At 71.6% G+C, this 26,092-nt stretch carries 26 protein-coding genes and 1 pseudogene; 7 read left to right on the forward strand and 20 right to left on the reverse strand.

The window, feature by feature from the left end:
* Nucleotides 1-11: 11 nt before the first annotated feature.
* Nucleotides 12-854, reverse strand: a complete 843-nt coding sequence (locus tag ABZ883_RS20580) for a M23 family metallopeptidase (protein ID WP_360907903.1) — start codon at nucleotides 852-854, stop codon at nucleotides 12-14.
* Nucleotides 855-942: 88 nt separating this feature from the next.
* Between ABZ883_RS20580 and ABZ883_RS20585 the strand changes: the two are divergent.
* Nucleotides 943-1,041 (forward strand): annotated as a pseudogene (locus ABZ883_RS20585) (ABC transporter ATP-binding protein); the annotation flags it as partial.
* A 356-nt stretch (nucleotides 1,042-1,397) separates the two neighbouring features.
* On the opposite strand, the gene ABZ883_RS20590 reads toward ABZ883_RS20585, so the two are convergent.
* The 6 genes from ABZ883_RS20590 to ABZ883_RS20615 all read right to left on the reverse strand — a co-directional run bounded on the left by ABZ883_RS20590 (nucleotide 1,398) and on the right by ABZ883_RS20615 (nucleotide 5,843).
* On the reverse strand, nucleotides 1,398-1,670 hold the full coding sequence (locus ABZ883_RS20590) for a hypothetical protein (RefSeq protein WP_360907905.1): 273 nt from the start codon (nucleotides 1,668-1,670) through the stop codon (nucleotides 1,398-1,400).
* A 169-nt stretch (nucleotides 1,671-1,839) separates the two neighbouring features.
* Entirely contained in the window at nucleotides 1,840-2,316 is a 477-nt protein-coding gene (locus tag ABZ883_RS20595) for a hypothetical protein (RefSeq protein ID WP_360907907.1), read from the reverse strand.
* Between the two features lie 141 nt (nucleotides 2,317-2,457).
* A complete protein-coding gene (locus tag ABZ883_RS20600) occupies nucleotides 2,458-2,829 on the reverse strand; it encodes a hypothetical protein (protein WP_360907909.1) in 372 nt (123 codons plus the stop codon).
* A gap of 129 nt (nucleotides 2,830-2,958) precedes the next feature.
* Nucleotides 2,959-4,314, reverse strand: coding sequence for a HAMP domain-containing sensor histidine kinase (locus tag ABZ883_RS20605; protein ID WP_360907911.1), 1,356 nt, complete (start codon nucleotides 4,312-4,314; stop codon nucleotides 2,959-2,961).
* Entirely contained in the window at nucleotides 4,311-4,985 is a 675-nt protein-coding gene (locus tag ABZ883_RS20610; protein WP_360908249.1) for a response regulator transcription factor, read from the reverse strand. The genes ABZ883_RS20605 and ABZ883_RS20610 overlap by 4 nt, the downstream gene beginning before the upstream one ends.
* An 87-nt stretch (nucleotides 4,986-5,072) precedes the next feature.
* Nucleotides 5,073-5,843 carry a hypothetical protein gene (locus ABZ883_RS20615; protein WP_360907913.1) on the reverse strand — a complete coding sequence of 257 codons (771 nt, stop codon included), beginning with the start codon at nucleotides 5,841-5,843 and terminating at the stop codon, nucleotides 5,073-5,075.
* 208 nt (nucleotides 5,844-6,051) lie between these two features.
* On the opposite strand from ABZ883_RS20615, the gene ABZ883_RS20620 reads away from it, so the two are divergent.
* The 3 genes from ABZ883_RS20620 to ABZ883_RS20630 are packed head-to-tail and all read left to right on the forward strand — an operon-like array spanning nucleotide 6,052 to nucleotide 9,562.
* Nucleotides 6,052-6,576: a PadR family transcriptional regulator gene (locus ABZ883_RS20620; protein WP_360907915.1), complete on the forward strand. Its 525-nt coding sequence runs from the start codon at nucleotides 6,052-6,054 to the stop codon at nucleotides 6,574-6,576.
* Nucleotides 6,573-7,271 carry an ABC transporter ATP-binding protein gene (locus tag ABZ883_RS20625; RefSeq protein WP_360907917.1) on the forward strand — a complete coding sequence of 233 codons (699 nt, stop codon included), beginning with the start codon at nucleotides 6,573-6,575 and terminating at the stop codon, nucleotides 7,269-7,271. Before ABZ883_RS20620 ends, ABZ883_RS20625 begins: the two co-directional genes overlap by 4 nt.
* Nucleotides 7,268-9,562 carry an FtsX-like permease family protein gene (locus tag ABZ883_RS20630; protein WP_360907919.1) on the forward strand — a complete coding sequence of 765 codons (2,295 nt, stop codon included), beginning with the start codon at nucleotides 7,268-7,270 and terminating at the stop codon, nucleotides 9,560-9,562. The genes ABZ883_RS20625 and ABZ883_RS20630 overlap by 4 nt, the downstream gene beginning before the upstream one ends.
* 61 nt (nucleotides 9,563-9,623) lie before the next feature.
* Here the strand turns inward: ABZ883_RS20630 and ABZ883_RS20635 are convergent, their stop codons facing one another.
* The 6 genes from ABZ883_RS20635 to ABZ883_RS20660 all read right to left on the reverse strand — a co-directional run bounded on the left by ABZ883_RS20635 (nucleotide 9,624) and on the right by ABZ883_RS20660 (nucleotide 15,810).
* Nucleotides 9,624-10,301, reverse strand: coding sequence for a response regulator transcription factor (locus ABZ883_RS20635; RefSeq protein ID WP_360907921.1), 678 nt, complete (start codon nucleotides 10,299-10,301; stop codon nucleotides 9,624-9,626).
* Entirely contained in the window at nucleotides 10,298-11,623 is a 1,326-nt protein-coding gene (locus ABZ883_RS20640) for a histidine kinase (protein ID WP_360907923.1), read from the reverse strand. The genes ABZ883_RS20635 and ABZ883_RS20640 overlap by 4 nt, the downstream gene beginning before the upstream one ends.
* Nucleotides 11,624-11,702: 79 nt before the next feature.
* Complete coding sequence (locus ABZ883_RS20645) at nucleotides 11,703-12,551, reverse strand: ABC transporter permease (RefSeq protein WP_360907925.1); 849 nt, start codon at nucleotides 12,549-12,551, stop codon at nucleotides 11,703-11,705.
* A complete protein-coding gene (locus ABZ883_RS20650) occupies nucleotides 12,548-13,486 on the reverse strand; it encodes an ATP-binding cassette domain-containing protein (RefSeq protein ID WP_360907927.1) in 939 nt (312 codons plus the stop codon). Before ABZ883_RS20650 ends, ABZ883_RS20645 begins: the two co-directional genes overlap by 4 nt.
* 153 nt (nucleotides 13,487-13,639) lie before the next feature.
* The gene (locus tag ABZ883_RS20655) at nucleotides 13,640-14,395 is read right to left on the reverse strand and encodes a polysaccharide deacetylase family protein (RefSeq protein ID WP_360907930.1); all 756 of its coding nucleotides are present in this window, start codon (nucleotides 14,393-14,395) and stop codon (nucleotides 13,640-13,642) included.
* Nucleotides 14,392-15,810: a glycosyltransferase gene (locus ABZ883_RS20660; protein WP_360907932.1), complete on the reverse strand. Its 1,419-nt coding sequence runs from the start codon at nucleotides 15,808-15,810 to the stop codon at nucleotides 14,392-14,394. Before ABZ883_RS20660 ends, ABZ883_RS20655 begins: the two co-directional genes overlap by 4 nt.
* A 144-nt stretch (nucleotides 15,811-15,954) precedes the next feature.
* Between ABZ883_RS20660 and ABZ883_RS20665 the strand changes: the two genes are divergently transcribed.
* The gene (locus tag ABZ883_RS20665; RefSeq protein WP_360907934.1) at nucleotides 15,955-16,359 is read left to right on the forward strand and encodes a BlaI/MecI/CopY family transcriptional regulator; all 405 of its coding nucleotides are present in this window, start codon (nucleotides 15,955-15,957) and stop codon (nucleotides 16,357-16,359) included.
* Nucleotides 16,360-16,540: 181 nt separating this feature from the next.
* On the opposite strand, the gene ABZ883_RS20670 is transcribed toward ABZ883_RS20665, so the two are convergent.
* The 5 genes from ABZ883_RS20670 to ABZ883_RS20690 all read right to left on the reverse strand — a co-directional run bounded on the left by ABZ883_RS20670 (nucleotide 16,541) and on the right by ABZ883_RS20690 (nucleotide 22,056).
* Nucleotides 16,541-17,317: a response regulator transcription factor gene (locus ABZ883_RS20670; protein ID WP_360907936.1), complete on the reverse strand. Its 777-nt coding sequence runs from the start codon at nucleotides 17,315-17,317 to the stop codon at nucleotides 16,541-16,543.
* 125 nt (nucleotides 17,318-17,442) lie between these two features.
* A complete protein-coding gene (locus ABZ883_RS20675) occupies nucleotides 17,443-20,100 on the reverse strand; it encodes an ABC transporter permease (RefSeq protein ID WP_360907938.1) in 2,658 nt (885 codons plus the stop codon).
* Entirely contained in the window at nucleotides 20,097-20,810 is a 714-nt protein-coding gene (locus ABZ883_RS20680) for an ATP-binding cassette domain-containing protein (protein ID WP_360907940.1), read from the reverse strand. The genes ABZ883_RS20675 and ABZ883_RS20680 overlap by 4 nt, the downstream gene beginning before the upstream one ends.
* The gene (locus tag ABZ883_RS20685) at nucleotides 20,807-21,505 is read right to left on the reverse strand and encodes an ATP-binding cassette domain-containing protein (RefSeq protein WP_360907942.1); all 699 of its coding nucleotides are present in this window, start codon (nucleotides 21,503-21,505) and stop codon (nucleotides 20,807-20,809) included. The genes ABZ883_RS20680 and ABZ883_RS20685 overlap by 4 nt, the downstream gene beginning before the upstream one ends.
* Complete coding sequence (locus ABZ883_RS20690; RefSeq protein WP_360907944.1) at nucleotides 21,505-22,056, reverse strand: hypothetical protein; 552 nt, start codon at nucleotides 22,054-22,056, stop codon at nucleotides 21,505-21,507. Before ABZ883_RS20690 ends, ABZ883_RS20685 begins: the two co-directional genes overlap by 1 nt.
* A gap of 207 nt (nucleotides 22,057-22,263) precedes the next feature.
* Here ABZ883_RS20690 and ABZ883_RS20695 point away from each other — a divergent pair, with 207 nt between their 5' ends.
* Entirely contained in the window at nucleotides 22,264-23,571 is a 1,308-nt protein-coding gene (locus tag ABZ883_RS20695; protein ID WP_360907946.1) for a HAMP domain-containing sensor histidine kinase, read from the forward strand.
* Nucleotides 23,572-23,772: 201 nt separating this feature from the next.
* Nucleotides 23,773-24,660, forward strand: coding sequence for a hypothetical protein (locus tag ABZ883_RS20700; RefSeq protein WP_360907948.1), 888 nt, complete (start codon nucleotides 23,773-23,775; stop codon nucleotides 24,658-24,660).
* A 17-nt stretch (nucleotides 24,661-24,677) separates the two neighbouring features.
* On the opposite strand, the gene ABZ883_RS20705 is transcribed toward ABZ883_RS20700, so the two are convergent.
* Both ABZ883_RS20705 and ABZ883_RS20710 read right to left on the reverse strand, forming a co-directional pair.
* On the reverse strand, nucleotides 24,678-25,616 hold the full coding sequence (locus ABZ883_RS20705) for a M56 family metallopeptidase (protein ID WP_360907950.1): 939 nt from the start codon (nucleotides 25,614-25,616) through the stop codon (nucleotides 24,678-24,680).
* 11 nt (nucleotides 25,617-25,627) lie between these two features.
* Nucleotides 25,628-26,011, reverse strand: coding sequence for a BlaI/MecI/CopY family transcriptional regulator (locus tag ABZ883_RS20710; RefSeq protein WP_360907952.1), 384 nt, complete (start codon nucleotides 26,009-26,011; stop codon nucleotides 25,628-25,630).
* Between the last annotated feature and the right edge of the window lie 81 nt (nucleotides 26,012-26,092).

Consider the following 26,092-nt stretch of genomic DNA (forward strand, 5'->3'; position numbering starts at 1 on the left):
CTCGGTCCCGGCTATGACGCGGCGTGGGGCTCCGACGAGTCGGCGAGGGCGGTCCGGACGGGGACGAAGCAGGTGTTGTCGGCGGGAATGCCCTCGTGCTCGTGGCCGTCGTCGTTCTGGTACCGCCAAGTGAAGCGCAGGCCGTGGGCCGAGGTGATGTCGGGGCTGTCCATGAGCTGGAAGTGCAGGTGGGGCTCGGAGGAGTTGCCCGAGTTGCCGCATTCGGCCAGTTGCTGACCGGCCGTCACGCTGTCCCCGACGTCCGCCTTCAGCGAGTGGCGCCGCAGGTGTGCAAAGACGGCGTAGGCCCCTTCGCCCAAGTCGAGGATCAGATGGTTGCCCAGCAGATGGCGGGGCAGACCGAGGGAGCGCACGAAGCCCTCCGGCAGTACGTAGAGCAGGCCGGCCAGGGAGGTTCGCGTCAGGTGGTCCCGATGGCGGTCATCGGCGGCGACCCCCCGACCGCTCGCCGGCGCCAGCACCGGTTCTCCGAAGGACGGATAGGACTCGGGACGACGTGTCAGCGGCCACAGCCACACAGGTTCCGGCGCCGGGCGGCGGGCCAGGTCGAGGGCGTACGTCTGCGCGAGGTGGTGAGTATGGCTGGGCACCTTGGTGGCGGGCCCGTTGCGTGCCGTCCAACGGCCGTTCACGGGGATGTCCAGCGCCAGTGGCGGGGGTTGTTCACGTGGCGGGCGCTGAGCACGCGTCATCGCCTGCCGCATGAGCAGACCTGCCGCCAGCAGGGCGAGCCCGACGAGCCATAGAGGTCCGATGCCTTCGCCGTTGACGAGGACGCACGTGGCGCCGGCGGCCAGCACCAGGCCGTGCCGCTTCCACAGGGACTGTGGCATGGGGGCCCTTCGGTGGGGGGCTTGCAGGTGGACGCAGCATTCCAGAGTCTGGTCCATCGGCCCACCCCGGACCTCAACGCGGGGGCGACTGACCACTCACGATCTCGCCGGATCGGAGAAACTCGCTGACCGGATCCTCATCCTGGCCGGCGGGTGGACCGTCGCCCACGGTTCCGCCGAGGAACTGTTTCCCCAGGCGTCGACCAAGGCCACGGTGCGCTCCGGACGCCCTGGTTGCCGGTGTGTTCCTGGCCGATGGTGTGGCACGGCGGCGGTGTCTTCGAGCACGCCGGGTGTGCCGGCGGGGGAGTGGCACGGCGAGCCGCGGCGCGACGGAGAAGTGGGCAGTCTCGGCGGGCTCGGCGGTACTGCCATGCAGGTCACTCCCGCGCGCTCCGCGCGACCAGCGCCAGCGGTCCGCCCGGCTCTCGGGATCGTGCTCGCGCAGGTCTTCAGTGAGCCCAGGGCCCGGTGGGCGAGCAGGCCGGTGACGACAGCGACGCGGCCGTACGTGGAGCCGGGCCCAGGGCACTGGGTCGGTTGTCACTCGTAGCCGAGACGTTCCTCGGAGTGCAGGCGCCACCCGTCGTGACGCTTGATCAGGACGAAGGCGGTGCGCTCATAAACGTCATAGGACCCGGAATCCGGGTCGTGGCCGTACGTGAACCAGCGTGCCTCGATCCGCGCCGTCTCCGGGGTCTCGCTGACGACGATCACCTCTTCCAGTGCGGACACCGCGCCGAATCCATCGGTTCTGTCGCGGTCGTGCACTCTGGCGTACTCGGCGCGAAAGTCGGCAGGGCTCTGGTAGAGCATCTGAACCTCTTGGCTAAAGCTTGCGGCCGGTTGGTATTGGCAAACCGTAATGGAAAAGGGCTCCACCTGGCTCTGTTGATGATGGTGCAGAAGCAGATACGTCCTCCACACGCTGGTGTGGCCCGAGCAGGCCCGGGAGTTGGACGGGAAGCGCAGCGCGATCGGTGGTTCAGTCGCGGGTGGCGCCTTCGGGCCACACGATCCGTACGGGTACACCCACGCCGTGCGCGTAGGCGACGGCGTCGGCGGTGCCGCCGTAGCCGCGGGCCGGCTGCCCGTCCCATACGGCGATCAGTTGATCGACCAGGCCCACGACGATCTCGCTGCCTGCCTGGTGGGCCTGTGAGTCGGATTCGCGCAACCCGGTGTGGTGGACGTCGGCGGCACGGGCCATCAGCTCGTCGTACACGGGGTGGTGCGATGCGGGCAGGCTCTCGCGGTACTCGGTGGCCGGGATGACCATTTCGAGGCGGCCGCCGTGCGCGACGACGGCCTGGGCGAACCAGGTGTCCGGGCCGTCGGCGATGCAGCTGATGCCGATCAGGTCCTCCGCCCCGGTGGCGTCGACCAGCTTGGCGAGCTCGGCACGGACGTGTGCCTCGACCTCCGGCGACAGCCCACGATGCCCCGTGATGCCCACACGCATGCCGGTTTCCCCTCACAGGTGGATGTCGAGCAGCAGGGAGTCGAATTCGCGCACGATACCGGGCGGGGTCGGCGGGCCATAGGAGCGGCGGAAGGCGCGGGTTCGCCCGATGACGCCTCCGGACCTCGGGCGTCATCCGTTTCAGAGTATGGACAGAAGCAACAATACGCTCGGCCCGGCGAGCCAGCCGGTAAGTGCAGACATCGTCCCTATGGTCCAGGCCGACTTGGGCTGCCTTCGGGTCACCTGGTACCCGAGCATGACGGTGGAGGCAAGCAGTGCCACGGGGAGAATCACAAGGCGAAGGACCGGCACCACGAACACCACCCAGGTTTCATGCGGGCTGAGGGTGCAGCCGAAGCCGATTCCCTCACATTCCCCGTATCCGACCGATCTGGGAAGCTGCATGACCCACAGGGTCAACCCGCCAATGAGCAGGCCGTACAAGGCTGTCATGAACGCCAGGCTTTGCCAGACGACGGCCCGCCTGCGCGGGAGGGGAGTCGGTTTCATGATCGCAACGGTAAGGACCCGGTCGTTTGGTGCGTATCCGTCCGCATACTCATTCAGTGCTGAGTATTCAAGAAGCCCGACGCCGCGGATCGGGCAGTCGGCACCCGCCCCGGATGCCGGCGCCCCGGCTCACGTGGTGGGAGGGAGGCAGAGCCGCATGCACAGCCCGTGCTCCTGCGGTTCGGCGGTGACGCGGCCGCCGTGCATCTCGGCGACCTGTTTGACGATGGCGAGCCCGAGTCCGGAGCCGGGAAGGGACCTGGCGGTCGGCGAGCGGTAGAAGCGGTCGAAGACGAAGGGCAGGTCGTCCTCCGGGATGCCGGGGCCCTGGTCGGTGACCGTGACCGTGCCGTCGGGGGCGACACGGACCAGCACCTGGCCGCCGTCCGGGCTCCACTTGACCGCGTTGTCGACGAGGTTGCCGATGGCCCGTTCCAGCGCATCGGGGTCGGCGTGCACCAGGCACTGGGCCAGTTCGGTCCGCAGGGAGACCTGAGGGCTGCGCCGGGCGATACGCGCGACGACCCGCTCGGCCAGGAGATCGAGGCGGGTGTCCTCGGTGTGAAGGTGCTGCTGCCCGTGACGGGCCAGTTCGACCAGGTCGTTGACCAAGTCCCGTAGTTCCCGGGTCTGCGTGCGGGCCTGCTCGACCAGCGCGGGCGCCTGCGGGTCGGCCACGCCGGGGCCCTCGCTCAGCAGTTCCAGGTTGGTGGTGATACTCGTCAGCGGGGTGCGCAGTTCGTGTGAGGCGTCGGAGACCAGCCGTCGTTGTGCGGTCACGGACTCCTCGACCGCGGCCATCATCGCGGTGAAGGAGCGCGCCAGCCGGGCGATCTCGTCGCGGCCGTGCACGTCGATGCGCGCGGTGAGGTCCTGGGTCGCCGTGATGTGTTCGACAGTGTCGGTGAGTTGCCGTACGGGGCGCAGCACCCGGCCGGCCAGGAGGCGGGCGCCGAGGGCGGCCAGCAGGGTGCCGCCGGCGGTGATCACGGCCAGGAGGACGGTGAGCCGGTCCAGGGTGGAGGTGACGACGGACTGCCGGATGGCGGCTCTGACCAGCGCACCGTCCCAGCCGCTCAACGGCGCGGTGTAGACGCGGTACCTCACCCCTCCGTACTCCGCGTCCTGGAAATACGCCGGGGCCTTGCCCAGAGCGACCTCGACGTCGTGCCTGCTGACGGGAATGAAGCCGCCGCCCGGTCCGGCTGCCACCGGAGGCGCCACGAACTGCAGTTGTGTGGAGCCGACGGTGACCGGCGAGGTCGGCACGGTCAGACGGGTGCCTTCCCGTTCCATCTGCTCCATCTTGAACTTGAAGTCCTTCAGCAGCTGCGACGCGTCACGGTCGGCGGCGGACGTCAGCACGTCATCACTCTGCCGGCGCAGGCCGGCGCCGAGCGACGGGTAGATGACCAGCGAGGCCAGCAGCAGGGCCGCGAAGACCACGGCGCCACCGGCCAGGGCGACTCGGTTGCGCAGAGTCACGGCTCCTCCCGCAGTACGTAACCCAGTCCGCGAACGGTCTGCAGCAGTCGTGGCTCGCCGTCGGCCTCCAGTTTGGCGCGCAGGTAACTGATGTAGACCCACAGGGCGTTGGAGGACGGGCCGAAGTCGTAGCCCCACACCGCGTCGAAGATCAGCGAGCGGCTCAGTACGCGATGGGGGTTGCGGAGGAAGAGCTCGAACAGGGCGTACTCGGTACGCGTGAGTTCCAGCGTCCGATCGCCGCGGCGTGCGCGGCAGGCGGCGACGTCCAGCTCCAGGTCGGCGAAGCGGATCAGCTCCGCCTGCGGAGGGCCACCGCGGCGCAGCAGCGCACGGACACGAGCCCTGAGCTCGTCCAGGGCGAAGGGCTTGACCAGGTAGTCGTCGGCGCCCGCGTCCAGCCCGGCCACCCGGTCCTCGACGAGGTCGCGCGCCGTGAGCATCAGGATCGGCACGCGGTCTCCCCGGGCGCGGATCCTTCGGCACACCTCCAGCCCGTTGGGCTCCGGCATTAGCACGTCGAGGATGACGGCGTCAGCGCGGCCGGCGCCGAGTGCCGCCAGGGCCCCGGTCCCGTCCGCCGCCTCGACCACCTCGTGGCCGTCCCGCGCCAGGGCCCGGGAGAGCGCCAGGCGCACCGCGTCGTCGTCGTCCACCACCAGCACACGCATGGCCGTCATCGTCCCGTCCGTGAGGTCAGCAAGGGATAAGGGCGGCCGGAGCGGACTGCTCCGGGCCGGCCGCCCCGCGCGATGGGCTCAGCCCTTCGCGGACGGTCCCTGGGCGGCCAGCTCCTGCTTGGTGCCGGACAGGGCCTTCTCGAACCGGGCCGCGCTGACCCCGAGTTCCTTGGCGATGGCCCGGAACCTCGCGCTGCCGACCTCGATGCCGCCGGGTCGGCCGGCCTGCGTGAACAGCTCCCTGACCGCTCGCTCCGCCGCGGCGGTCCCGACATCCAGCCGCGTGGCGACGCCCGTCGCGAAGAGTTTCACGGCCTCGTCACCGTCCGAGCCCTCGTGCTTGATGACGCTCTTGCCGTCTCCCGGCTTGCCCTTGCCCCCGTGCTTGCCGCCGTCGACGTGCCCCCCGATCGCCCGCTTGGTCGCGGTGAGGGCCTTCTCGAGCTGCGCGGGGGTGGCCCCGAGCTTGCCGGCGACGGCGGCGAACTGACGGCTGTTCGGGTCGACGCCGCCGCCCGGGCCGTCGGCCAGTGCGAACAGTTCCTTCACCGCTTCCTGCGCGGACGCGAGGCTCACGCCCAGGCGGGAGGCGATGCCCTTCGCCAGTGACGCCGCGATCCGCGCACGGTCCTCCGCGGGCCCCCCGGGCTTCCCAGGCCTTCCGGCCTTCTGTGCCTTCTCCGCCTCTGCGGCCTTTCCGGACGTGCCCGGCTTGACCTTCGCCTCCACGGCTGTGGCGGCCCCCGCCTTGGCCGGGCCGGGCGACGGGGCCGCGACTGCGGACGCCGTCAGGCAGCCCACCGTGGCGGCCGCGGCCGCCACGGTGATCCAACGCGCCTTGCTGCTCATGCGTGGTCTCCTTCGGGTTCACGGGCGAACCGGCGGCCGCCGGCGCCCGCGATCCAGCAGACCGCCCGGAACTCAAGGGAACTCTCGGGAAACCTTAAGACGGCCTTATAAGGCTCGGTGGGCGGGGGCCCACCACCCGGCCCTCCCCAATGACCCTTGCCGACATGCTCGTTGACGTCGAGTAGATACTGAGTGTAGACACTGAGGTATGACTGTTCCTCTGGCGCTCCTCGGCCTCCTCGAACGGGAGTCGAGCCACGGCTACGACCTCAAACGCGACTACGACGCCTACTTCGGCCGGGGCAAGCCGCTGCCCGCCGGGCAGGTGTACTCGACCTTGAGCCGCCTCGCCCGCGACGGCAAGGTCGAGGTCGGCGAGGCCGAGCCCGGGTCGGGCCCGGACCGCAAGCGGTACGTGATCACCGAGCTGGGGGTCACGCAGGTCGAGACCTGGCTCACCGAACCGGTCGCGGGTGAACCGCACCTGCAGACCGTGCTGTTCACCAAGGTCGTACTGGCGCTGCTGCTGGAGCGCGACCCCCGTGCCTATCTCGACATCCAGCGCGCCTCCCACATGGAGCGGATGCGGGAACTGACCGAACTGCGCAGGACCGGCAGCACGATCGACTCACTCCTCGCCGACCACGGCGTCTACCACCTGGAGGCCGACCTCCGGTGGATCGACCAGACCGTGGCACGCCTCGCCGCCCTCACCGCGGAGGTCCGCTCATGAGTACGGACGAAGGCTTCCTCGTGGAAGCCCGGAACGTGGTCCTGTCGTTCGGGCAGACCCCGGCGCTGCGGGGAGCCGACCTCTCCGCCCGCGCCGGCGAGATCCTGGCCGTCACCGGCCCCAGCGGTTCCGGAAAATCCACGCTGCTGCACTGCCTGGCCGGGATCCTGGTCCCCGACGCCGGCGAGATCTGGTTCGACGGCCACCGCCTCGACACCGAGCGCGAACCCGAGCGCAGCGCGCTGCGCCGGGACCACTTCGGCTTCGTGTTCCAATTCGGCCAGCTCGTCCCCGAGTTGACCGCCGAGGAGAACATCGCCCTGCCGCTGCTGCTTGCCAAGTCCCGCAGGGCGACCGCGCTTGCCGAGGCCCGGCGGTGGTTCGGACGGCTCGGCCTGGACGGTCTCGAGGGACGCCGGTCCGGTGAACTCTCCGGCGGGCAGGCCCAACGCGTCGCCCTGGCGCGCGCCTTGGTGTCCCGGCCCCGCGTGCTGTTTGCCGACGAGCCGACCGGGTCGCTCGACTCGCTCACCGGCGAGCACGTCATGGACCTGCTGGTCGACTCCGTGCGCCAGGAGGGCACCACCGTCGTCCTCGTCACCCACGAGCCGCGGGTGGCCGCCTTCGCAAGCCGCGAAGTCGTCGTCCGCGACGGCACGGTGACGCCGCTGTCCGCAGGACGGATCGCCTCGTGATCAACCTCGGCCTGCGCCTCACCCTGAACGGCGGCAGAGAGGCCGCCGCCCGGCTCGCCGTCATCGCGGCCGCCGTGGCCGTCGGAGTCGGTCTGCTGCTGAGCATTCTGGCGGCCGTCAATGCCACCGCCACCCAGAACAGCCGCAACGCCTGGCTCAACACCGGCACCAGCAAGAGCGCATCACACCCGTCTGCCGCGGAACCGGACGCGGACCCGCTGTGGTGGCTGCTCAGGGCCGACCGCTTCGACGGCAGGCTCATCGGCCGTGTCGACGTCGCCCCCACCGGCCCGAACGCCCCGGTCCCACCGGGACTTGCGCGCCTGCCAGGACCGGGCGAGTTCTACGTGTCGCCGGCCCTCGGCAAGCTCCTCCACTCCACCCCGGCCGCCGAACTCGCCGACCGTTACCCCGGCCACGAGGTCGGTACGGTCGGCCCGGCGGCACTGCCGGGCCCCGACTCCCTGGTCGTCGTCATCGGCCGCCACCCCGACGAGTTGGCGAAGCAGCCCGGTGCGACCCGGGTCACCTCGATCACCACCGTCGCACCCGGCAACTGCAACGGCACGAACTGCACGGTCAGGGCAGGCATCGACAACAGCGGTATCAAGCTCATCCTCTCCGTCGCGGGCACCGCCCTGATCTTCCCCGTGCTCATTCTCATCGGCACGGCCACCCGGCTGGCAGCCGCCCGCCGCGAGCAGCGCTTCGCCGCGATGCGCCTGGTGGGCGCCACGCCGCGGCAGATCACAGTGATCGCGACCGTCGAATCAACGGTCGCTGCGGTCATCGGCACTGCCGCCGGTTTTGGCCTTTTCTCCCTGTTCCGCACGCAGTTGGCGGCTGTCGACCTCACCGGGACGCCGTACTTCGCCGACGACCTCACGCTCTCCACCGGCAACATCCTTCTCGTCTCCGTCGCCGTCCCTGTGGGGGCCGCGATCGCGGCGCGGATCGCCCTGCGGCGTGTACAGGTCTCCCCGCTGGGGGTCACCCGGCGCGTCACGCCCCGCCCGCCGCGGATCTACCGGGTGATCCCACTGGCCGCGGGCGTCGCCGAACTCTCCTGGGTCATCGGCCGGGTGCCCGAGAGCACCGACGGCCAGATCGTGGTCTTCGTCTCGGGAATCCTGCTGGTCCTCACCGGACTCGTGATCGCCGGCCCGTGGCTGACCATGGCCGGGGCACGAGTCCTGGCCCGGGCCACCAGCAGGCCGGCGCTGCTCGTCGCGGGGCGGCGGCTCTCGGACGACCCGAAGGCGGGCTTCCGCGCCGTCAGCGGACTGGTCCTCGCCCTGTGCGTGACCAGCACCGCCGTCGGGATCATCGGCGCACTGAACGCCGAACGCGGCATCCCGCAAGCCGGTCGCTCCGTCGCCGGCGCTGTCGACACCCACTACGTCACCGACTTCGACCACGCGTCAGGACGTCCGATCGGCAGCGTGCCCCCTCCCTCACAGGCGGCCCTCGACGACCTGAACTCCGTACCGGGCGTCACAGGCGTGTTGGTGATCCACACGAACCCGCTCGGCACATCGGATCCCGCCTACGACGGCCAGGGTTCCACGACACCGCCGGTGGCAGGCCTGGCCTCGTGCGCGCAACTCGCGACGATGCCGGCCCACAACACCTGCGCCTCCGGAGCCGAAGCGGCGTCGGTCGCCCAGTACTTCGGCACCTTCGGGACGTACGAATGGGAGCACTGGCCCGAGGCATGGCCCGCCGCCGGGATCTCCGCCCAACGCCTCGCCCGCCTTCCGGTCGTGGAGATCGTCGTGGCCACCGACGGCTCGACAACGGCGATCGAACGCGCGCGCACCATCCTGATGAACGCGTACCCCGGCCAGGACGTCCCGCGGACCGTCCAGGAGGATCACGCCGAAATGGGCGCGCAGCTCGCCGGCTACCGACAACTGGCCGACGTGGTCGTTCTGGTGAGTTTTCCCATCGCCGGCTGCAGCCTGGCGGTGAACGTGGCCGGAGGCCTGCGCGACCGCAAACGCCCCTTCAGCCTGCTGCGGCTGACCGGCACTCCGCTCGGGATGCTGCGGCGCGTGGTGCTTCTGGAGACCGCCGTGCCACTCCTGGTGGTCGCCGTCGTGGCGATCGGCATGGGCTTCCTGGCCGCTCAGCTCTTCCTGCGGGCCCAGTTCGGATACTCGGTCCAGGCACCAGGAGTCCGGTACTACGCGATCGTGCTCGCCGGACTCGTGGCCTCGCTGGGCGTCATCGCCTCCACCATGCCGCTTCTCGCACGGATCACGGGACCGGAAACGGCACGCAACGAGTAGCCGCGACGCCGACGGCTCGGGCCGGCGGGCCCGAGCCGTCCCCCTGGGGAATCAACCGCGGTCATTCGGGTGGACTGGGCCGGGTGAGCCCCAGGTCGTAGGCGAAGATGACGGCCTGCACGCGGTCGCGGGCACCGACCTTCATCAGCACCCGCCCGACATGGGTCTTGACGGTCGATTCCGACAGGACCAGGCGCTCCGCGATCTCGCCGTTCGTCCACCCCTTTCCGATGGCGACCAGGATCTCCCGCTCGCGTCCGGTCAGGGCGTTCAGCCGGGGGTCGCCGGCCGCGGCGGAACCGGGAGGGCGGGCCGGCAGGTGGTGGGCGTAGGCGTCGAGAAGTCGCCGGGTCACGGCCGGGGCGACGACCGCGTCGCCTTCCGCGACCGCACGGATCCCCGCCAGCAACTCCTCGGGGCGGGCGTCCTTGAGCAGGAACCCGCTTGCTCCGGCGCGCAGCGCGGCATGGGCGTACTCGTCGAGGTCGAAGGTGGTCAGGACGAGGACACGTGAGCGTCCTCCCGTGCCGACGATGCGGCGTGTGGCCTCGATGCCGTCCATGCCGGGCATCCGGATGTCCATCAGTACGACGTCCGGTCTCACCTCCGCGGCCAGGCGCACCGCCTCGGTGCCGTGTCCGGCCTCGCCGACCACGTCCGTGCCCGGCTGGCTCTCGAGCAGCATGCGGAAGCCGTAGCGTTGCAGGGGCTGATCGTCCACGATCAGAACAGTGGTCATGTCAGGCCGCCGACGGTGTCGAGCTCTTGGGGGAGTGCGAGGACGGCCACAACCGTCCAGCCGCCGTCAGAGCCGGGGCCCGCCGTGACCGTGCCGCCGTAGAGGGCGGCGCGCTCCCTCATGCCCGCGAGCCCGTGCCCCTCCGCTCCCGGCCGGAGGCGCGGAGCCTCGCCGGGCGGCCCGCTGTCCTCGACGCGGACCCGCAGCCGGGCGCTGTCGGCGGCCACCGTGAGGTGGGCCCGCGTCCGCGGTCCGGCGTGCTTGAGGGTGTTGGTGAGTGCTTCCTGCGCGATGCGGTAGGCCATCAGCTGCAATCCGCGGTCCAGGGTGTCCAGGTCACCGCCCGCTGTGTAGACGACCTCCGGTCCGGCCGCGCGGATCCGGGCGCACAGCCCGTCGATGTCGGCGATGCCCGGCTGAGGGTTCAGCTCCGGAGCCTGGTGCGCGCTCTGGTCACGCAGCACGCCGAGCAGACGGCGCAGCTCGCCCAGCGCCTGCCGGCCGGTGTCACCGATCAGCGTCAAGGCCTCCCGGCCGCGCTCGGGCGAGGCGGCCACCGCGTACGCGCCTCCGTCGGCAAGGGTGACGATCACGGAGAGGTTGTGCCCGATGATGTCGTGCATCTCACGGGCCACGCGGGTGCGTTCGCTCGCCGCGGCGAGCCTGCTGCGCTGATCCCTCTCGACCTCCAGGCGGGCCGCCCGCTCCCGCAGGCCGGCCAGCTGGGCACGGCGGATCCGTACCGCGATGCCGACCGCGACGGCCGCGGTCGCGGTACTGAACAGGAAGAACGACGAATCCCAGAAGGACACCGCGGCGGACAGCCGTACCGCCACCAGCGCCAGGCCCCCGGCCATGGCCACGCAGGCCCACGCCAACTGCCGCAGCCGCCCGTGCAACGCCAGGCTGTACAGGGCGATCAGCAGGGCGACGTCCGCCCGGAGCACCGCGCCGAGGGCCCACTGCACCACGAACACCGCCATGACCGCGCCGAAGGCGGTCGCCGGGCGCCTGCGCCGCCACAGCAGGGGCAGCAGCAGACCCGCCTGCAACAGCACCGTCGCGGGCAGCGGCAGCTGGGTGAAGGCGATCCGGTGCTCGCGCGCGCCGTCGTCGTCGTGGACCAGATCGGGAACGCAGAACACCAGCAGGACCACGATCACCACCAGCGTGTCCAGCACCCACGGATGATCGCGGTCCGCCTGGCGCACGCGCTGACTGACCCCGGCCAGACGCAGGAAGGCCGGGTGGCCGGACAGCGGATCGCCGTCCGCGGACGGCGGCAGGCCCGGGTCGAAGGGGGCGGTGTCCTGATGGCTCATGGATGTCACTCGTTCATCGTCGGCGGGGAAAGGCCGTCGCGGCACCCGGAACGGACCGGATGCCGCGGGACCACGCTGCTCACACGTCGGTGCGCACCAGCCGGACAGCGGCGCCGGCCAGCGCGGCCGCCGTCCAGACGACGAAGACCACGAGTCCGGCGAGCGGTGACAGCGTCGTCGCGTCGTGGTGCAGGGTGAACATCGCCTCGCCCGCGTTGCTGGGCAGGTAGGGGCTGATGTTGTCCTGCCACGAGGTGGGCAGGAGCGACACCAGGCCGGGAACGAGCATGAGCGAGGCCACCAGCACCGAGATGCCGCCCGCCACCGAACGCAGGAGCGCGCCCAGGGCGACACCGATCACGCCGACGAGGCCGAGGTAGAGCGCCGCGCCCAGCAGGCTGCGGACCACGCCCGCATCCGAGAGCGTCATCGCCGCCCGGGTCTGCGCGACGATGCCGCTGTCGGCGAGGAACGTGGCGAAGACGCCGGCCGTGCTCAGAACGAGCGCGATCACGCCGAAGACCGCGGCCTTGGACCACAGCACCGGCAGGCGGCGCGGTACGGCGGCCAGGGTCGAGCGGATCATGCCGGTGGAGTACTCGCCCGCGGCGACCAGCACCCCGAGGACGCCGAGCGCCAGCTGGGCGAAGTTGGTGCCGAAGAGCGACAGGCTCAAGGCGGTGGCATCGGCGAAGTCGTGGTCCATGGGCCGGCCCGAGGAGATCCTCGACCTGAACTGGAAGGCGGCGATCAGACCGAACGCGACCAGGAACAGCAGACCCAGCCCGAGGGTGATCCAACTGGACCGCAGCGACCACAGCTTGGCCCACTCCGAGCGCAGCACACGCGCCGCGGTCACCTTGTAGGCGGGCCGTTCGGGCAGTACGGCGGACGGCGCGGGAACCGTGTCGGGCGCGATGGTGCTCATGCGGCACTCCTGAGGGTCTCGATGCCGGTCACGGAGCCGTGGTACTCCACGGCGTCCTTGGTCAGGTCCATGAACGCCTCCTCCAAGGAGATCGTCCGCGGGGCCAGCTCGAACAGCGCGATGCCGTGCCCGGCGGCCCTGAGCCCGATCGCACGTGCCGACAGACCGGTCACCAGAAGCTCCTCGGAGCCGGACCGTCCGGTGATCTCCACGCCGGGCCCGGCCAGGACCTCGCGGAGCCGGGCGGGGTCGGCCGTCGCGACCTTGACCACGTCGCCGCCGGCCTGCCGGACCAGTTCCCGGACCGTGGTGTCCGCCAGCAGCCGGCCGCGTCCGACGATGATCAGGTGGTCCGCGACCAGCGCGACCTCACTCATGAGGTGCGAGGAGACGAAGACGGTGCGGCCCTCGGCGGCGAGCCCGGTGAGGAGGTTGCGGATCCACAGGACGCCCTCCGGATCCAGGCCGTTGACGGGTTCGTCCAGCATCACGGTCGCAGGGTCGCCCAGCAGGGCCGCCGCGATGCCCAGCCGCTGTCCCATGCCCAGGGAGAACGCGCCGGCCCGCTTCCTGGCGACCGACTGCAGGCCGGTGAGCTCGATGACCTCCTCCACACGGCTGCGGGGAATGCCGTGGGTGTGGGCCTGGGCCATCAGATGGTTGAACGCCGACCGGCCGGGGTGGATCGACTTGGCCTCCAGCAGTGCGCCGACCTCCTGGAGCGGCGCGGCGTGCCCGGCGTAGCGGCGGCCGTTGACCTGCACCGATCCACTGGTGGGCGCGTCCAGCCCGACGATCATCCGCATGGTGGTGGACTTGCCCGCGCCGTTCGGACCCAGGAATCCGGTGACGGTGCCGGGCCGCACCGTGAAGTCCAGTGCGTCGACCGCGGTCTTCTCCCCGTACCGCTTCGTCAGCTGGTGTGCCTCGATCATCGGACGCTCCTGGGTCGTCGTGGGCCGGACCGCCCGACCGCCTCACCTGCAACGTTAAGTTCCGCCACGGCGCGATCCGTGGTACCGGGGGCCGATCATCGGCAGGCCGGTAGTACCCCGGTACCACTGGCCGCGCGGACGACGGATCGGCCCTTACGGCTCGGAGCGGGCGCGGGACGGGCCGCCCGCCCAGTGGTCACGCAGTGGTCCCACGGCCTGGCCGCTCTCCTGGCAGGTGTCGAGGATGTGTGGCAGAGCGCCGAGGGCGGACCGCCAGGCACCGGGAGCGGACGTGCAGTCGGAGTCATGGAGCAGGATCGTGCCGCCGCCGCGCAGATCGGCGGTCACCGTGCGATGGACGGACCGCGGGGTGGCACGCGCTCTCCAGTCCTCGCCCCAGCACGTCCACAGCACCGGCGTCAGGCCCAGCCGGCGCGCGGTGAAGTGCGCGGCGGTGGTCATGACACCGTACGGCGGCCGGAACAACCGGGGCTGCCGGCCGGTGAGGTCGGCGACCAGGTCACGGGCGCGGGCCAGGTCGTCGTACGTGGCTCGGGGGCCGCGCAGCAGCAGCGGCCGGTGGCGCCAGCCGTGGACGGCGATCTCATGTCCCGCCAGGGCGATGTCGCGGACCAGTCCGGGGGAGCGGCGTGCCTCGCTGCCCAGGAGGAAGAAGGTGGCATGCACCCTGCGTTCGGCGAGCAGCCGCAGGAAGAAAGGCGTGGACAGCGGGTCCGGGCCGTCGTCGAACGTGAGGGCCACATGGTCGCTTCGGCCCTGCCCCGCCAGGCGGGGCATGACGCGGTTGCGCAGCGGCCCGAAAGTGGAGACGACGGGCGCCGCATGGGCGGCCGCGAGCGCGGGCAGCGCCACAAGGGCGGTGGTGCGCAGGAGTCGGGCGGTGGTCACGGCTGGCTTCCCTCGAACGTCGGGGCGGATGTGAAGTCGTCGGGGTCGAGTCGGTGGTCGATCGCGCGCATCAGACCTGGATAGTCGTGCGCAGTGGCCGCCATCCCCAGCCCGACGCCGCCCGCCCAGAGCCCGCACGCCACGGCGACGGTCGCGGCCAGCCGGTACAGCGCGAGACGGGGCCCGGCCGGTCGCGGCGTACGGGGGAGGAGCGCGCGCCGTGCGGTCATGCTGCCGGGTTGCGGGACGGATGCGCCGCTCTGACCCGCCCTCAGGACGGCGGCCGCGGGGCCGGTGTCCGGTCCGGCGGCGAACAGGTCCAGTCCTGCCGCCCGTTGCAGCAGTCCTCGTGGGCCGCGGATGAGATCCGCGAGGCCAGGGGCGAGAGCGTCGGGCGTGCGTATCCACGCGGCGAGCCCTGCCTCGTCCAACGCGGCGGCGTTCGTCAGACCGTGACCGGGGATGCAGCGGTAACTGGCGACCGGCAGCCCGCAGGCGAACGCCTCCAGCGAGGTGAGACCACCCGCGTTCTGCACCAGGACGTCCGCGGCGTTCATGAGCGCGGGCATGTCGTCCGTCCACCCGAAGACATGCCCGATGTCGTCCGCCCGCAGCCGTTCGGCCAGGGAGGTGTTGCGGCCGCAGACGACGACCGGGACCGCGGCACCGCCGGCACGTATCTCCGCCGCGACCTGCCGCACCGGCCCCACGCCCCAGGAGCCCGCTACCAGCAGGGCCAGCGGAGCATCCTCCGGCAGACCCAGCCGGGCGCGCGCCGCTCGCCGTTCCTGCGGGCCGGCGGGAGCGAAGCGCGGATCGGTGACCGGCCCGCACACCCGTACGTCGGACGCGCCCAGAGCACGCGCCTGGGCGGCGGGAACGGCGTGCGCGGCCAAGTGGGCGTCCACGCCCGGCGCCACCCAGAGCGGATGCACGGAGAAGTCGGTCAGGTAGGTGAGGACGGGCACGCCCAGCCGGCCGCCCAGGCGCAGCGCGCCGAGAATGCGGCTCGCGCCGGGGTAGGTGGAGACGATCACGCTCGTATCGGGAGGCAGCGCCCGCAGCACCCGCCGTTCGGCGACACGGAGCACGGCGCCGGCCGCCGGGCCGGTCCCGCCCGCCTGCTCGGTGCTGCTGTAGATCCGCTGGTAGGCCCAGGGCGCGTGGACCAGGAGCCGGTGGTAGGCGGTGCCGAGAGCCTGGCCCAGGTGTGCCGGCAGCAGGTCGAGGAGGTCGAACCGGTCCACAGGGGTACCGCTGAGAGAGATACGCCGCGCCAGCTCGGCGGCCGCGCCGTCGTGCCCTGCTCCCATGCTGGCGGAGACGATCACGACTCTGCCCGGGGTGTCCAACTGCTCGGAGAGGGGGACGGCGTCCGCCGTGCTCGGGTCAACCATTCCGCGGACGTTCGACATGGGCTTTCCTCCGTGCGCTGGTGGGAGCGGCGAAACTCTACAACATGTAGTAGATGGTGCCGCTCCCGTGCGCTCCCGCCCGCTACAGGCGTCAGGGGGTCCGGCGGTAGCCTGAGGGGCCGAGTCGAGAAAGGGGCGAGCGCAGTGCCCGACAAGCGTGAGGAGTCCGGTGCGACGCCCCGTCGTGCACGCGGAGAGCTCGAGCGAGACGTCCTCGCGGCGCTGTGGGCCGCGCGCGAACCGATGACGGCCGGCCAGGTGCAGCAGCGACTGTCAGGAGACCTGGCCTACACCACCGTCCTCACGATCCTGGTCCGGCTGCACGAAAAGGGCGTGCTGCACCGTCACCGGCAAGGGCGCGGCTACGCCTACGCGGCGACCCGCGACGAGGCGTCCCACACCGCCCAGCGGATGCGCACGCTGCTCGACGCCGGATCGGACCGGGAGGCCGTGCTGGCCCGCTTCGTCTCCGAACTCTCCACGGCGGACGAGCAGATGCTGCAGCGACTGCTGTCCGACAGTGAGGCGCACGGCGGCAAGACTTCGTGATCCCCGGTCCGGCGGGGCCGGCTTTCGGGAAGCGGCCGTCGTCGGGCACCTTGTGCATGCGGCGTCCCTTCCGACGGCGAGCCTCGCGGATGCTTTGACCTACAAGACGTAGTAGCCGCGCGCAGGGTTCCCGTGGAGCCGTTCGGCGGTTTTCCGCCCGCCACGGGGCCCTCGGCCTCGCTCATGCATCGTCGGTCGGTCCGTTCGCCTCCTCGCCGAGTCCGGGGGAGGAGTCACTCGTCTCAAGCCGGTATCCGTGCCCCCGCAGGGTCGTGATGTCAGGCGGGCGGACCCCTGTCCGACCGGCGGCGGCACTCTCGCTCAGCCGGCGGCGCAGCGACGCGATGGTGACGTCCAGGGTCTTCGTGGGACCGAACCAGTTCTCGTCCCACACCTGCGCCATCAGCGTCTCCCGGGACACAGCCGTCCCGGAGCGCCGGGCCAGCAGCGCGAGGACCTCGAACTCCTTGGGGCGCAGCATCACTTCGTGATCGCCGAGCAGGCAGCGCCGTGCCGCGACGTCGACGGTCAGGTCACCCACCAGCACCGGGCCTTCCTGGGGTGCGGCGACCGATGGACGGCGCCGCAGGTGTGCCCGGAGCCGGGCCAGCAGTACCGACAGGCTGAACGGCTTGACCAGGTAGTCGTCCGCGCCCGCGTCGAGCCCGGCGATCACGTCGATCTCGTCGCTTCGTGCCGTCAGGATCACGATGAGCAGCGACGGACGGTCGGTGCGCAGCCGGCGTGCGATGTCGACGCCGTCACTGTCGGGCAGGCCCAGGTCGAGCAGGACCACATCCGGTTCGGTGCGGGACACCTCGGCGATGCCGCTGGTGCCGGTGCGGCACCATGTGCAGGCGTAGCCGCCGCCCCGCAGGCCGGTTTCCAGGTGCCTCCCGATCACTTCGTCGTCCTCGATGACGAGGATCCTGGTCTGCGGGGAAGACGGTGCGGCCATGCTGCGAAGGGTAGGGCGTACCGCACCGGACGCGGCGGCGCCCGGCCGTGAAGCGGCATCGGACGGCTCGCGGCGGGTCCCGTACGAGGGACATGGTTCCCGCCGCGGCCGGTGCTGCGCCGGTGTCACAGATCGCGGAGTTCTTCGACGGCCGGCCGGGTGGCACGACGCGTCGCGTTCATGGCGGCGCCCGCGATCGCCGCGACGGCGATCAGGAGAGTGAGGACGAGGTAGGCCCACGGCACGGCGATGCTTGCCGGTGGCGGGTCGAAGACACCGGTCAGGACCTTGACGAGCATCTCCGACAGCGCCCACCCGATCAGCACACCTCCGGCCAGCCCCGCCACCGTCAGCACCCCCGCCTCGCTGAAGGCCAGGCCCCGCAGTTGACGGCGCGAGGCCCCCAGCACGGTGGCGATGGCGAAGGTCCGGCGCCGTTCTGCCAGGCCGAGAGCGAGGACGATGCCCCCCGCCCCGGCAGCCAGCAGGACGGCGAAGACGAGCTCGATCCGGGTCAGACCCGACAGGTCCACCGAGGTGAGACTGGAACCGACGGACGAGCGGGTCTGCGTGATGTCCGTGACGGTCGCGGATGTCCCGAGCGCGCGGTGCAGCCGGGTGGCGACGTCCTTCTGGCCCGTGCCGCCGGTGTCCACGAGGAACGCGCCGATCGCGTCACTGCCCGTGGCCCGCGCCACGTAGCTCGCGTTGGCGACGAAGAAGCTGTCACTGGGAGCGGTGGGGAACTCCTTGACGACCCCCGCATAGCGGAACGGCACGGTGCGCAGGGCCTTGCTGCGGCTGTCCTGGAGCCGCAGATTGAGCGTGTCCCCGGGCACCAACTGGAAGTCCTTCACGGTCTCCTCGCTGACCAGCACCGAGTCGGGATGCGCGGCAAGGGTGTTCATCAGGCTCCTTGCGGTACCGCCTGCGAAGTAGGCGTCCTGCAGCGACGTGGCCGAGGCGATGGTGGCCGGGCGGACGCCGTAGAGATCCTGCAGGTCCGAGCCCACATAGGCGAATCGGTGCTGGAGGGGTTCCACGTGCCGGACGCCGGCGACGGCGAGCCCTCGGGCGGCGTCCGGACCGACGTAGGTCCCCGGTGACTGGGCGACCGTCACGTCCGCGCCGTTGGTCAGCCGGGCGTCCACCTCGGCCTGCTGTTTGTACGTCGCGTTGAACGTGGCGGTCGACGCCGCGAAGGACACCGCCAGCGCGAGCAGGACCACGGCGCGGGCCAGTGGGCGGCGCCCACGGGACATGCCGGCCGCGGTGGTGCCCGCGAGTGTGCCGGTCAGCGGCCGCACCGCGCGGGCCAGCGGGCCGCGTCCATGAGCGAGGGCCAAGGACACCAGCCGCCACAGCAGCAGCGCGGAGCCCAGCCAGAAAAGGGAGGGGCCCAGGAACGCCCAGTAGGACACCGAGATGGCCGCGACACCCTCCGGGGCCAGGACCAGGGCGTACTGATTGCCGCCGGCCGCCCGGAACACCAGGAACGAGACGGCGATGAGCAGGAGGTCCACGCCGAACCGCATCCACCATGCTGTACGCCCCCGGTCGATGCCGGAGCGGGCCTCGGCCACGGACACGCCGCGCAGATCCCGTACCGCCGGCACGAGCACCGTGGCGCAGGCGATGGCCAGTCCGAGCAGCAGCGCCCCGGTGAACCAGCCCGCAGCCGAAGCGGTGGTGTCGCCGAACGACCCGGCGCCGAAGGCGAGCTTCCCGGCGAGCGCCGCGAGGCCCAGCCCCACCACCCCACCGCACAGGCCGACGGCCAGGGCCTCACCGGCAGCGGCTGCCGCCACCTGACGGGCGCGCAGACCCCGGGTGCGCAGCAGTGCCTGTTCCCGGCGACGCCGCTCACCACCGGCGCCGGCGACGGACGCCGTCAGCAGCGCGGCCAGGACCACCCCGGGAACACCGAGGAACAGGAACAGGATCTGCGCGTACAGGGCGTCCTGGCGTGCCGCGTCCAGCGCGGCGCCGAGATTGTCGCCCACGAGTGCCCCGCCGGCCGTGTGGGCCTCGAGGTTGTGCGCGGCTCCGGTGACGTCGGTGTAGGCGGCAGCAGGGTCGGCCGGCAGCGTGCCGTCGCGGCGGACGTGGAGCTGGGTGGTGACGGAGGCGGGGTCGGACGCCTTCTCCTGCGCGGTGAGCGTGGCGAACATCGCCGAAGGCAGCAGCAGGACGTTGTCCGGCGGTGCGGTCGGCTGGGACTGCGGCGGCGCGCCGACCTTCTGGAACAGGGAGTCGCCCTGGGGAAGGTCGACCACCCCGGCGACCGTCACGGTCGCGGGTCTGCCGCCCGGCAGTTCGACGGTGACCGTGTCGCCGACGCCGGCATGGAGATTGGCGGCGGTCTGCTGGGCGAGCAGGACCCCGCGGGTGGAGCCGGTCAGCGAGCGGATCTCCGCGGGGAAGTCCCGTTGGTAGCCGTCGGGCAGGCCGAGCACCATGCCGGGGCCTGTGCTCTGCGTGGTTCCGCCGGAGGTGGCGCGGAAGCCGGTGCTGCGGGCGAAGCCGACGCTCTGCACGGTGTGCACACCGGGCGCACGGCGCACCGTGCGCAGCACCGTGGCCGGGTCGGCGTCCGGCTGGACCTCGACCTGCCAGTCCACCGCGACAGAACGGACGGCTCGGGCCGTCATGGTCGACTTCGACGCGGTCAGGAACGCGCCCAGGGACGCCACCAGTGCGACGGCCAGGGCGACGCCGAGCGCGGTGCCCAGCAGACGGCCACGCCGGTGCCGGATGAGCCCGTTCAGCCAGCTGACGATCACGATGCGTTCTCCCGTGTCCTGGTCGTTGCCGTCGTCTCAGAGGGTGTGCCGGGCACGAGCCGGCCGTCGCTCATGGACCACTGCTGGTCCAAGCGCCGGGCGACGGACGGATCGTGGGTCGTCACCAGCAGCGCGGCGCCGAGGTCGTCGGCGGCCGCGAGCAGGACGTCCATGACGTGCCGGCCGGTGGCCCGGTCCAGTTGCCCGGTCGGTTCGTCCGCGAGAACCAGCCGGGGCCGCATGGTCACGACACGCGCGACGGCCACCCGCTGCGACTGTCCGCCCGACAACTCCTGCGGCAACTTGTTCCGCAGGTCCGCCGCATTCACCTGCTCCAGAGCGGCCAGTGCCCGCTGCCCGGCCTCGCTTCCCGCGACACCGGCCAGGACCAGTGGCAGGGCGGTGTTCTCCACCACGTTCAGTGCCGGGACCAGGCTCGGCCCCTGAAAGACGACGCCGATGTGCGACGCGATCCGGCCGGTGAGGGCGGGCCAGGTCACCTCCCCCTGCGTGGCGCGTTCCAGCCCGGCCATCAGATGCAGCACAGTGGACTTCCCCGACCCCGAAGGCCCGGTGACCGCGATCCGGTCGCCCGCACGGACCTCGCAGCTGGCGCCGTGCACCGCGACCACCGCGGTCGGGCCCCGGCCGAAGGTGAGCGCGGCATCCCGGCAGCGCACCACGACCTCATCCACCTCGTCGGCGGTCATCGCTGAATCCTCCCGTCCCGCAAGGCGATCACCCGATCGGCGATCTTCACCGCTTCGGGGCTGTGCGTGACGATGAGCACGCCGCACCCCGATTCCGCGCGGCCGCGGAGCAGCCGCAGGATCTCCCGCTCCGTGGCGCCGTCCAGTTCCCCGGTGGGCTCATCGGCGAGCAGCACGTCCGGATCGTTGGCCAGAGCGACGGCCAGCCCGGCACGGGCCAACTCCCCACCCGACAATTCCTGCGGCAGGGCACGGGCCCGTCCCCTGATTCCGACCTGATCCAGCAGCACGCCGGCATCCGCAGGACCGGTGCTACGCGCGGCCCTGCGCGCGAGGCGGATGTTGGCGGTGACGTCGAGGTGGGCGATGAGATTGCCCGACTGCAGCAGGATGCCGACGCGGCGTGCCCGGATCCGCGCCCGCAGTGCCTCGGGCCGGTGACTGATCCTCTCCCCGCCCACGTGGACATCGCCGCCCGCCGGTTCGTCCAGCCCGGCCAGACAGGCGAGCAGCGTGGACTTGCCGGAGCCCGAAGGCCCGATCACGGCGACGGTCTCCCCACGCCGGACCCGCAGGCTCACTCCTCGCAGCGCGAGGGTTTCCTCCTCGCCCGCGCGAAAGAACCGGTAGAGCTCCCGAGCGGTCAGCGCGTCCGGGCCGGGGACGGCGTCGTCCGGCGTCGCAACCGCGGCCATCACTGCCACCGCAGCGAGTCGGACACGATCCGCCAGGGGTCGACGTTGTCGGCCTTCACCGGCCCGGACAGCGTGAGGTCGACCTCACGGCCCTGCTGGTGGAAGGCGTACCGCTCGAAGGCGTCGTGCACCGCTTTGCCTGTGACGGCATTCGTGCCGGAGTCCCCCTGGTAGGTCAGGAGGACGACCGACCCTGCCTTCCGGCTGACGGTGCTGACCTTCCCCAGCGCGAACCCGGGCACCTTCTGCCGCAGTGCCGGCACCACCTGTGAGGTCACCGACTGCGTCGTCGGGCCGGCGTTCGAAGACGCCGAGACGATCTCGATCCGGTTCAGCTTGTCGGTGAACACGACGGTGTCACCTGATGTCGTGCGGGACCAGCCCTCGGGAACCTCGACCGTGAATCCACCCGCCGGTGGCCGGTAGGTCACGAACGCCTGGTTGTCGGGGATGTCACCGGCCGGGTTGACCTCCTGCGTTCCCGCGGTGCCGCCGTCGGCGGTACCGGACGGATCCGTCCCGCCGCCACATCCGGCCACCAGTGCCGCCATCACGGCACCGGCTGCTGCCGCGGAAAGGACGCACCTGCGTCGCATCATCGAACCGCCCTTCGTGCTCGTGGCACGACTTGCCACACCGCCGACGCTAGGAACCGGCCGGTTAAAGGCCCCTTCGCGGAAGGTGAGAGGACGGCAAAACCCGATCGTGTGCTGTCGCCGCGGCTCCGGAGGCGTCCCAGTGGGGGCGACCATGGGGGCATGAGACAGCGTGTGGCCCGTGTGGCTCTGGTTGCCGCCCTCGTGGCCGTCGTTCTGCTGGCCGTGCCCCTGGCCCTGGTGATCCGCGCGGCCCTGTTCGCCGATGAGCGCAACGAGCTCGAACGTGAGGCCCTGGCCGCTGCCGTGCGGGTCAGTCCGCAATTCGCCGCCGGGGACGCGGTGGAACTGCCGGCAGCCCGGGACGGTGAACTGCTGGGCGTCTATGACACGGCCTGGCAACGGCGCTGGGGCACGGGCCCCGCCGCGGCCGACACCGCCGTGCACCGTGCCGCCACAGGAAAGGTGGCACAACAGCAGTCGCCCGGCGAGATCGTCGTCGCCGTTCCCGTGTCCGACGCCGAGCGCGTGATCGGAGTGGTCCGGGCCTCCACGGACACCGGCGAGGTCTGGAAGCGCATCCTGCTGGCATGGCTGGCGCTGGTGGCCGTTGCCCTGTCCGCACTGGGGGTCGCCCTGCTTGTCGCCCGGCACCAGGCCCGTGCGCTGACCGGACCACTGGAAGCCCTCGCTGCCACGTCGGCGAAGGTCACCGAGGGCGATCTCACCGCCCGGGTCGCGCCATCGGGCATCGCCGAGATCGATCAGGTCGGCGCCACGCACAACGACATGGTCGAACGCCTCGGCGGGCTGCTGCGCCACGAACGCGAGTTCGCCACCAACGCCTCCCACCAATTGCGCACACCGCTCACCGGGCTGCAACTGGGCCTGGAAGCGGCACTGTCGACATCAGGAGCCGATCTGCGGACCGCGGCACGCGAAGCGCTGGAACAGTCGCGGTACCTTCAGCACACCATCGACGAAGTGCTCCGGCTGGCGAGAACCGAGGCGTCCGCGCAGGACGGGCCCGCGATTCGCTCTGTCAGCGACGTCCTGGAGCAGGCGGAGCGCCGGTGGCACGGCCCGCTGGCGCAGGACGGCCGCCGCCTGGCCCTCGCACCGGAACCCGGCACCGGCGCCCTCGGTGTTCCCGGCCGGACCAGCGACCAGATCCTGGACGTCCTCCTCGACAACGCCCGCCGGCACGGACGCGGCACGGTGCGCGTGACCGTGCGGGAACTCGGGGGAGTGGTCGCCTTGGACGTGGAGGACGAAGGAACACTCACGCTCGATCCGTACGCCCTGTTCGCCCGTGGTACCACCACCGGCCAGGGCAGCGGCATCGGCCTGGCGCTTGCCAAGGAGATGGCTGCCGGCGTGGGCGGCCGCCTCGGCGTGACCCGCGACCACCCGACGACCTTCACCTTGCTCCTGCCCCACCAGGGGGAGGGCCCCGGCAGGCCGTCATGAAGTACTTCGCCCCGGATCCCGGAAGTTACGGCGTGCCCTGACGGAGCCCGGCCGTAGTCCGTCCTACGCTGCAGCTCAGTGTCTACAAGGCTGTAGGCGTACGAGGGGCAGCCATGCTCTGTCCGGCCGGCAGCGCGGACGGCGACACCCCACCCCACCCTCGACTCCTCCGTGACAGCCGGCATCCCAGGAGGGACCGAGATGGAGAAACCGCAATCACTGGCCGTGCCCCCGGCCGGTGTCGGCGAGAGCGCGGGGGCGTACGCGGTGGAGAAGCTGCCGCAGGTCTCCCTCGCCTTCTGGATCATGAAGATCGCGGCGACGACCCTCGGCGAGACGGCGGGAGACCTCTTCGCCCAGACCCTGAAGATCGGCTACTTCCTCACCACCATCGCTCTGTTCGCCGTCTTTCTGGCCACGCTGGCCGTGCAACTCCGGTCGCGGCGCTACAACCCCTTCGTCTACTGGACGGTCATCCTCTCGACCAGCACGGCCGGCACCACGATGTCCGACTTCATGAACCGCGACGCCGGCGCCGAGTACCTCTCACCCGGTGCCACGGCGCTGGGCCGGGGACCGCAGGGCCTCGGTCTGGGATACCCCACGGGCGCGGCGATCCTGGTCGCGCTGCTGATCGCGATCTTCGCCGTCTGGCGCCTGACCCGGCTGCCGTTCGCCCTCCAGGACATCCGTACCTTCCGCGCGGAGGCGCTGTTCTGGACGGCGATCCTCGTGTCCAACACCCTCGGCACCTCGATGGGTGACTTCCTGTCCGACAGCTCCGGACTCGGCTACGCCGGGGGCGCGCTGCTCATCACGGGCCTGCTCGCGTGCCTGGTCGTCCTGATGTACGTGCCGGCCGTGCCGAACGTCCTGCTGTTCTGGATCGCGTTCGTCCTCACCCGCCCCCTCGGCGCGACCGCGGGCGACCTCCTGACCAAGCCCACCGCGAAGGGCGGGCTCGACCTGGGCACCGCGGGGTCCTCGGCGGTACTTCTCGCGATCCTGCTCGGGTTCATGGGCCACGCGTATCTGCGCGAACGCCGAAGTGCCGGGCCCCGGAGCGGGCCGTCCGCTCGGACTGCGTAACCCCCCTCGCGGCCGGCTCACGTGCCGACGGCCTCCAGCAGGACATGGAGGTCGCCGACGGCGTCGACGGTCGACATGGCGGCGACGGCCAGGAACACCGCGGTGGCGGAGGCGAGCGCCGGGTGGTGGCGGAGCGGTGGGGCGAGCAGCGCGGCCACGCGCCTCGGCACCGGTCCCGCACCGGCGAGCGGCGACGCGCCACGCCGACCGATGATGCCGAGCGAGGCCCACGCGGGGCGGGCGGGAGCGCGGTGGGCGGCCAGCGCGGCCCTGCCGACCGCGCGGGCGACCCGCCGGCGGTCGCCCGTACCGGCTGCCGCCTTCTCGTCGGCCCAGCGTTCGATCGTGTAGGTGACGGCGGCGGCGAGAGGGCGCAGGAAGGGGTTGGCGGCGGCGCCGAGCTGGGCGAGGGCGACGAAGGCGTAGTGATGGCCCGACAGGTGGGCGCGTTCGTGGGCGAGCAGAATGTCGCGCTCGGAGACGTCCAAGGTCCGCAGCATGCCGGTGGAGACCACCACACGGCCGGGCAGGCCGGGGATCGCGAAAGCGTCGGGGACCTCGTCGTCGACCACGACCAGGCCGTCCTGCGTGGGCATGCACGCCGCCTCCAGCACGGCGGCGGCCAGGGACCGGGCGCGGCGCCAGAGCATGCGGGCGGCCGTCACCACGGCAGCGCCCAGGAGGAGGCCGGCGATCAGCGCCACGGACAGTTCGGCGGGATCCTTGTGCTGCGCGGCGTGGGCCGACCAATGGCCGAGCCCCGCCAGCGCGGGGATCCGGATCAGCCCGGTGATCGCCAGCAGGCCCAGCGAAACGGTGCTGGCCGCCCCCAGGACCACGCAGACAGCGGTCAGCAGCCAGGTCGCAAGCCGCGGATGGCAGCGGTCCGACAGAGGCCGGGCCCCGAGCGGGGCGAACAGCGACAGCAGCAGCGGCAGGTAGACGGCGATGCGCATCCGGCGCCCCTCTACGGATTCTGGTCGGGGCCGAGCAGCTGACGCAGGAGCTCCGCGTCGGCGGACGACAGGCCGTCGGCGAAGCGCGCGAGCACCGCCTCGCGATCTGGCCGCTCCTCCAGGACGGAACGCATGCGGCGAGCGGCGAAGCCGGGTTCGTCGGTCACCGGGGCGTAGGCGTAGGCCCGGCCGCGCTGCGTGCGGGTGAGCAGGTTCTTGGCGTACATGCGGGTGAGGATCGTCACCACGCTGCTGTAGGCCAGCTCGCCTTCCAGGCGCTCGGCGACCTCGCCGGGGGTCAGCGCGCCGTCGGCCCGTTGCAGCACACCGAGGATCTCCGCCTCGCGTTCGCCGTTCGCCCGCTTGGGGCCGCGGCCCTGGGTGGGGGAGCTCATGACGTTTGCCGGTCCTCCTGAAATCTTCTACAGTCACGTAAAACCTCTACGGCGGTGTAGACGCCGTTGCCTCCCGAGTGT

Source organism: Streptomyces sp. NPDC046977 (assembly GCF_040644455.1).
In the GTDB taxonomy this organism is placed as follows: Bacteria; Actinomycetota; Actinomycetes; order Streptomycetales; family Streptomycetaceae; genus Actinacidiphila.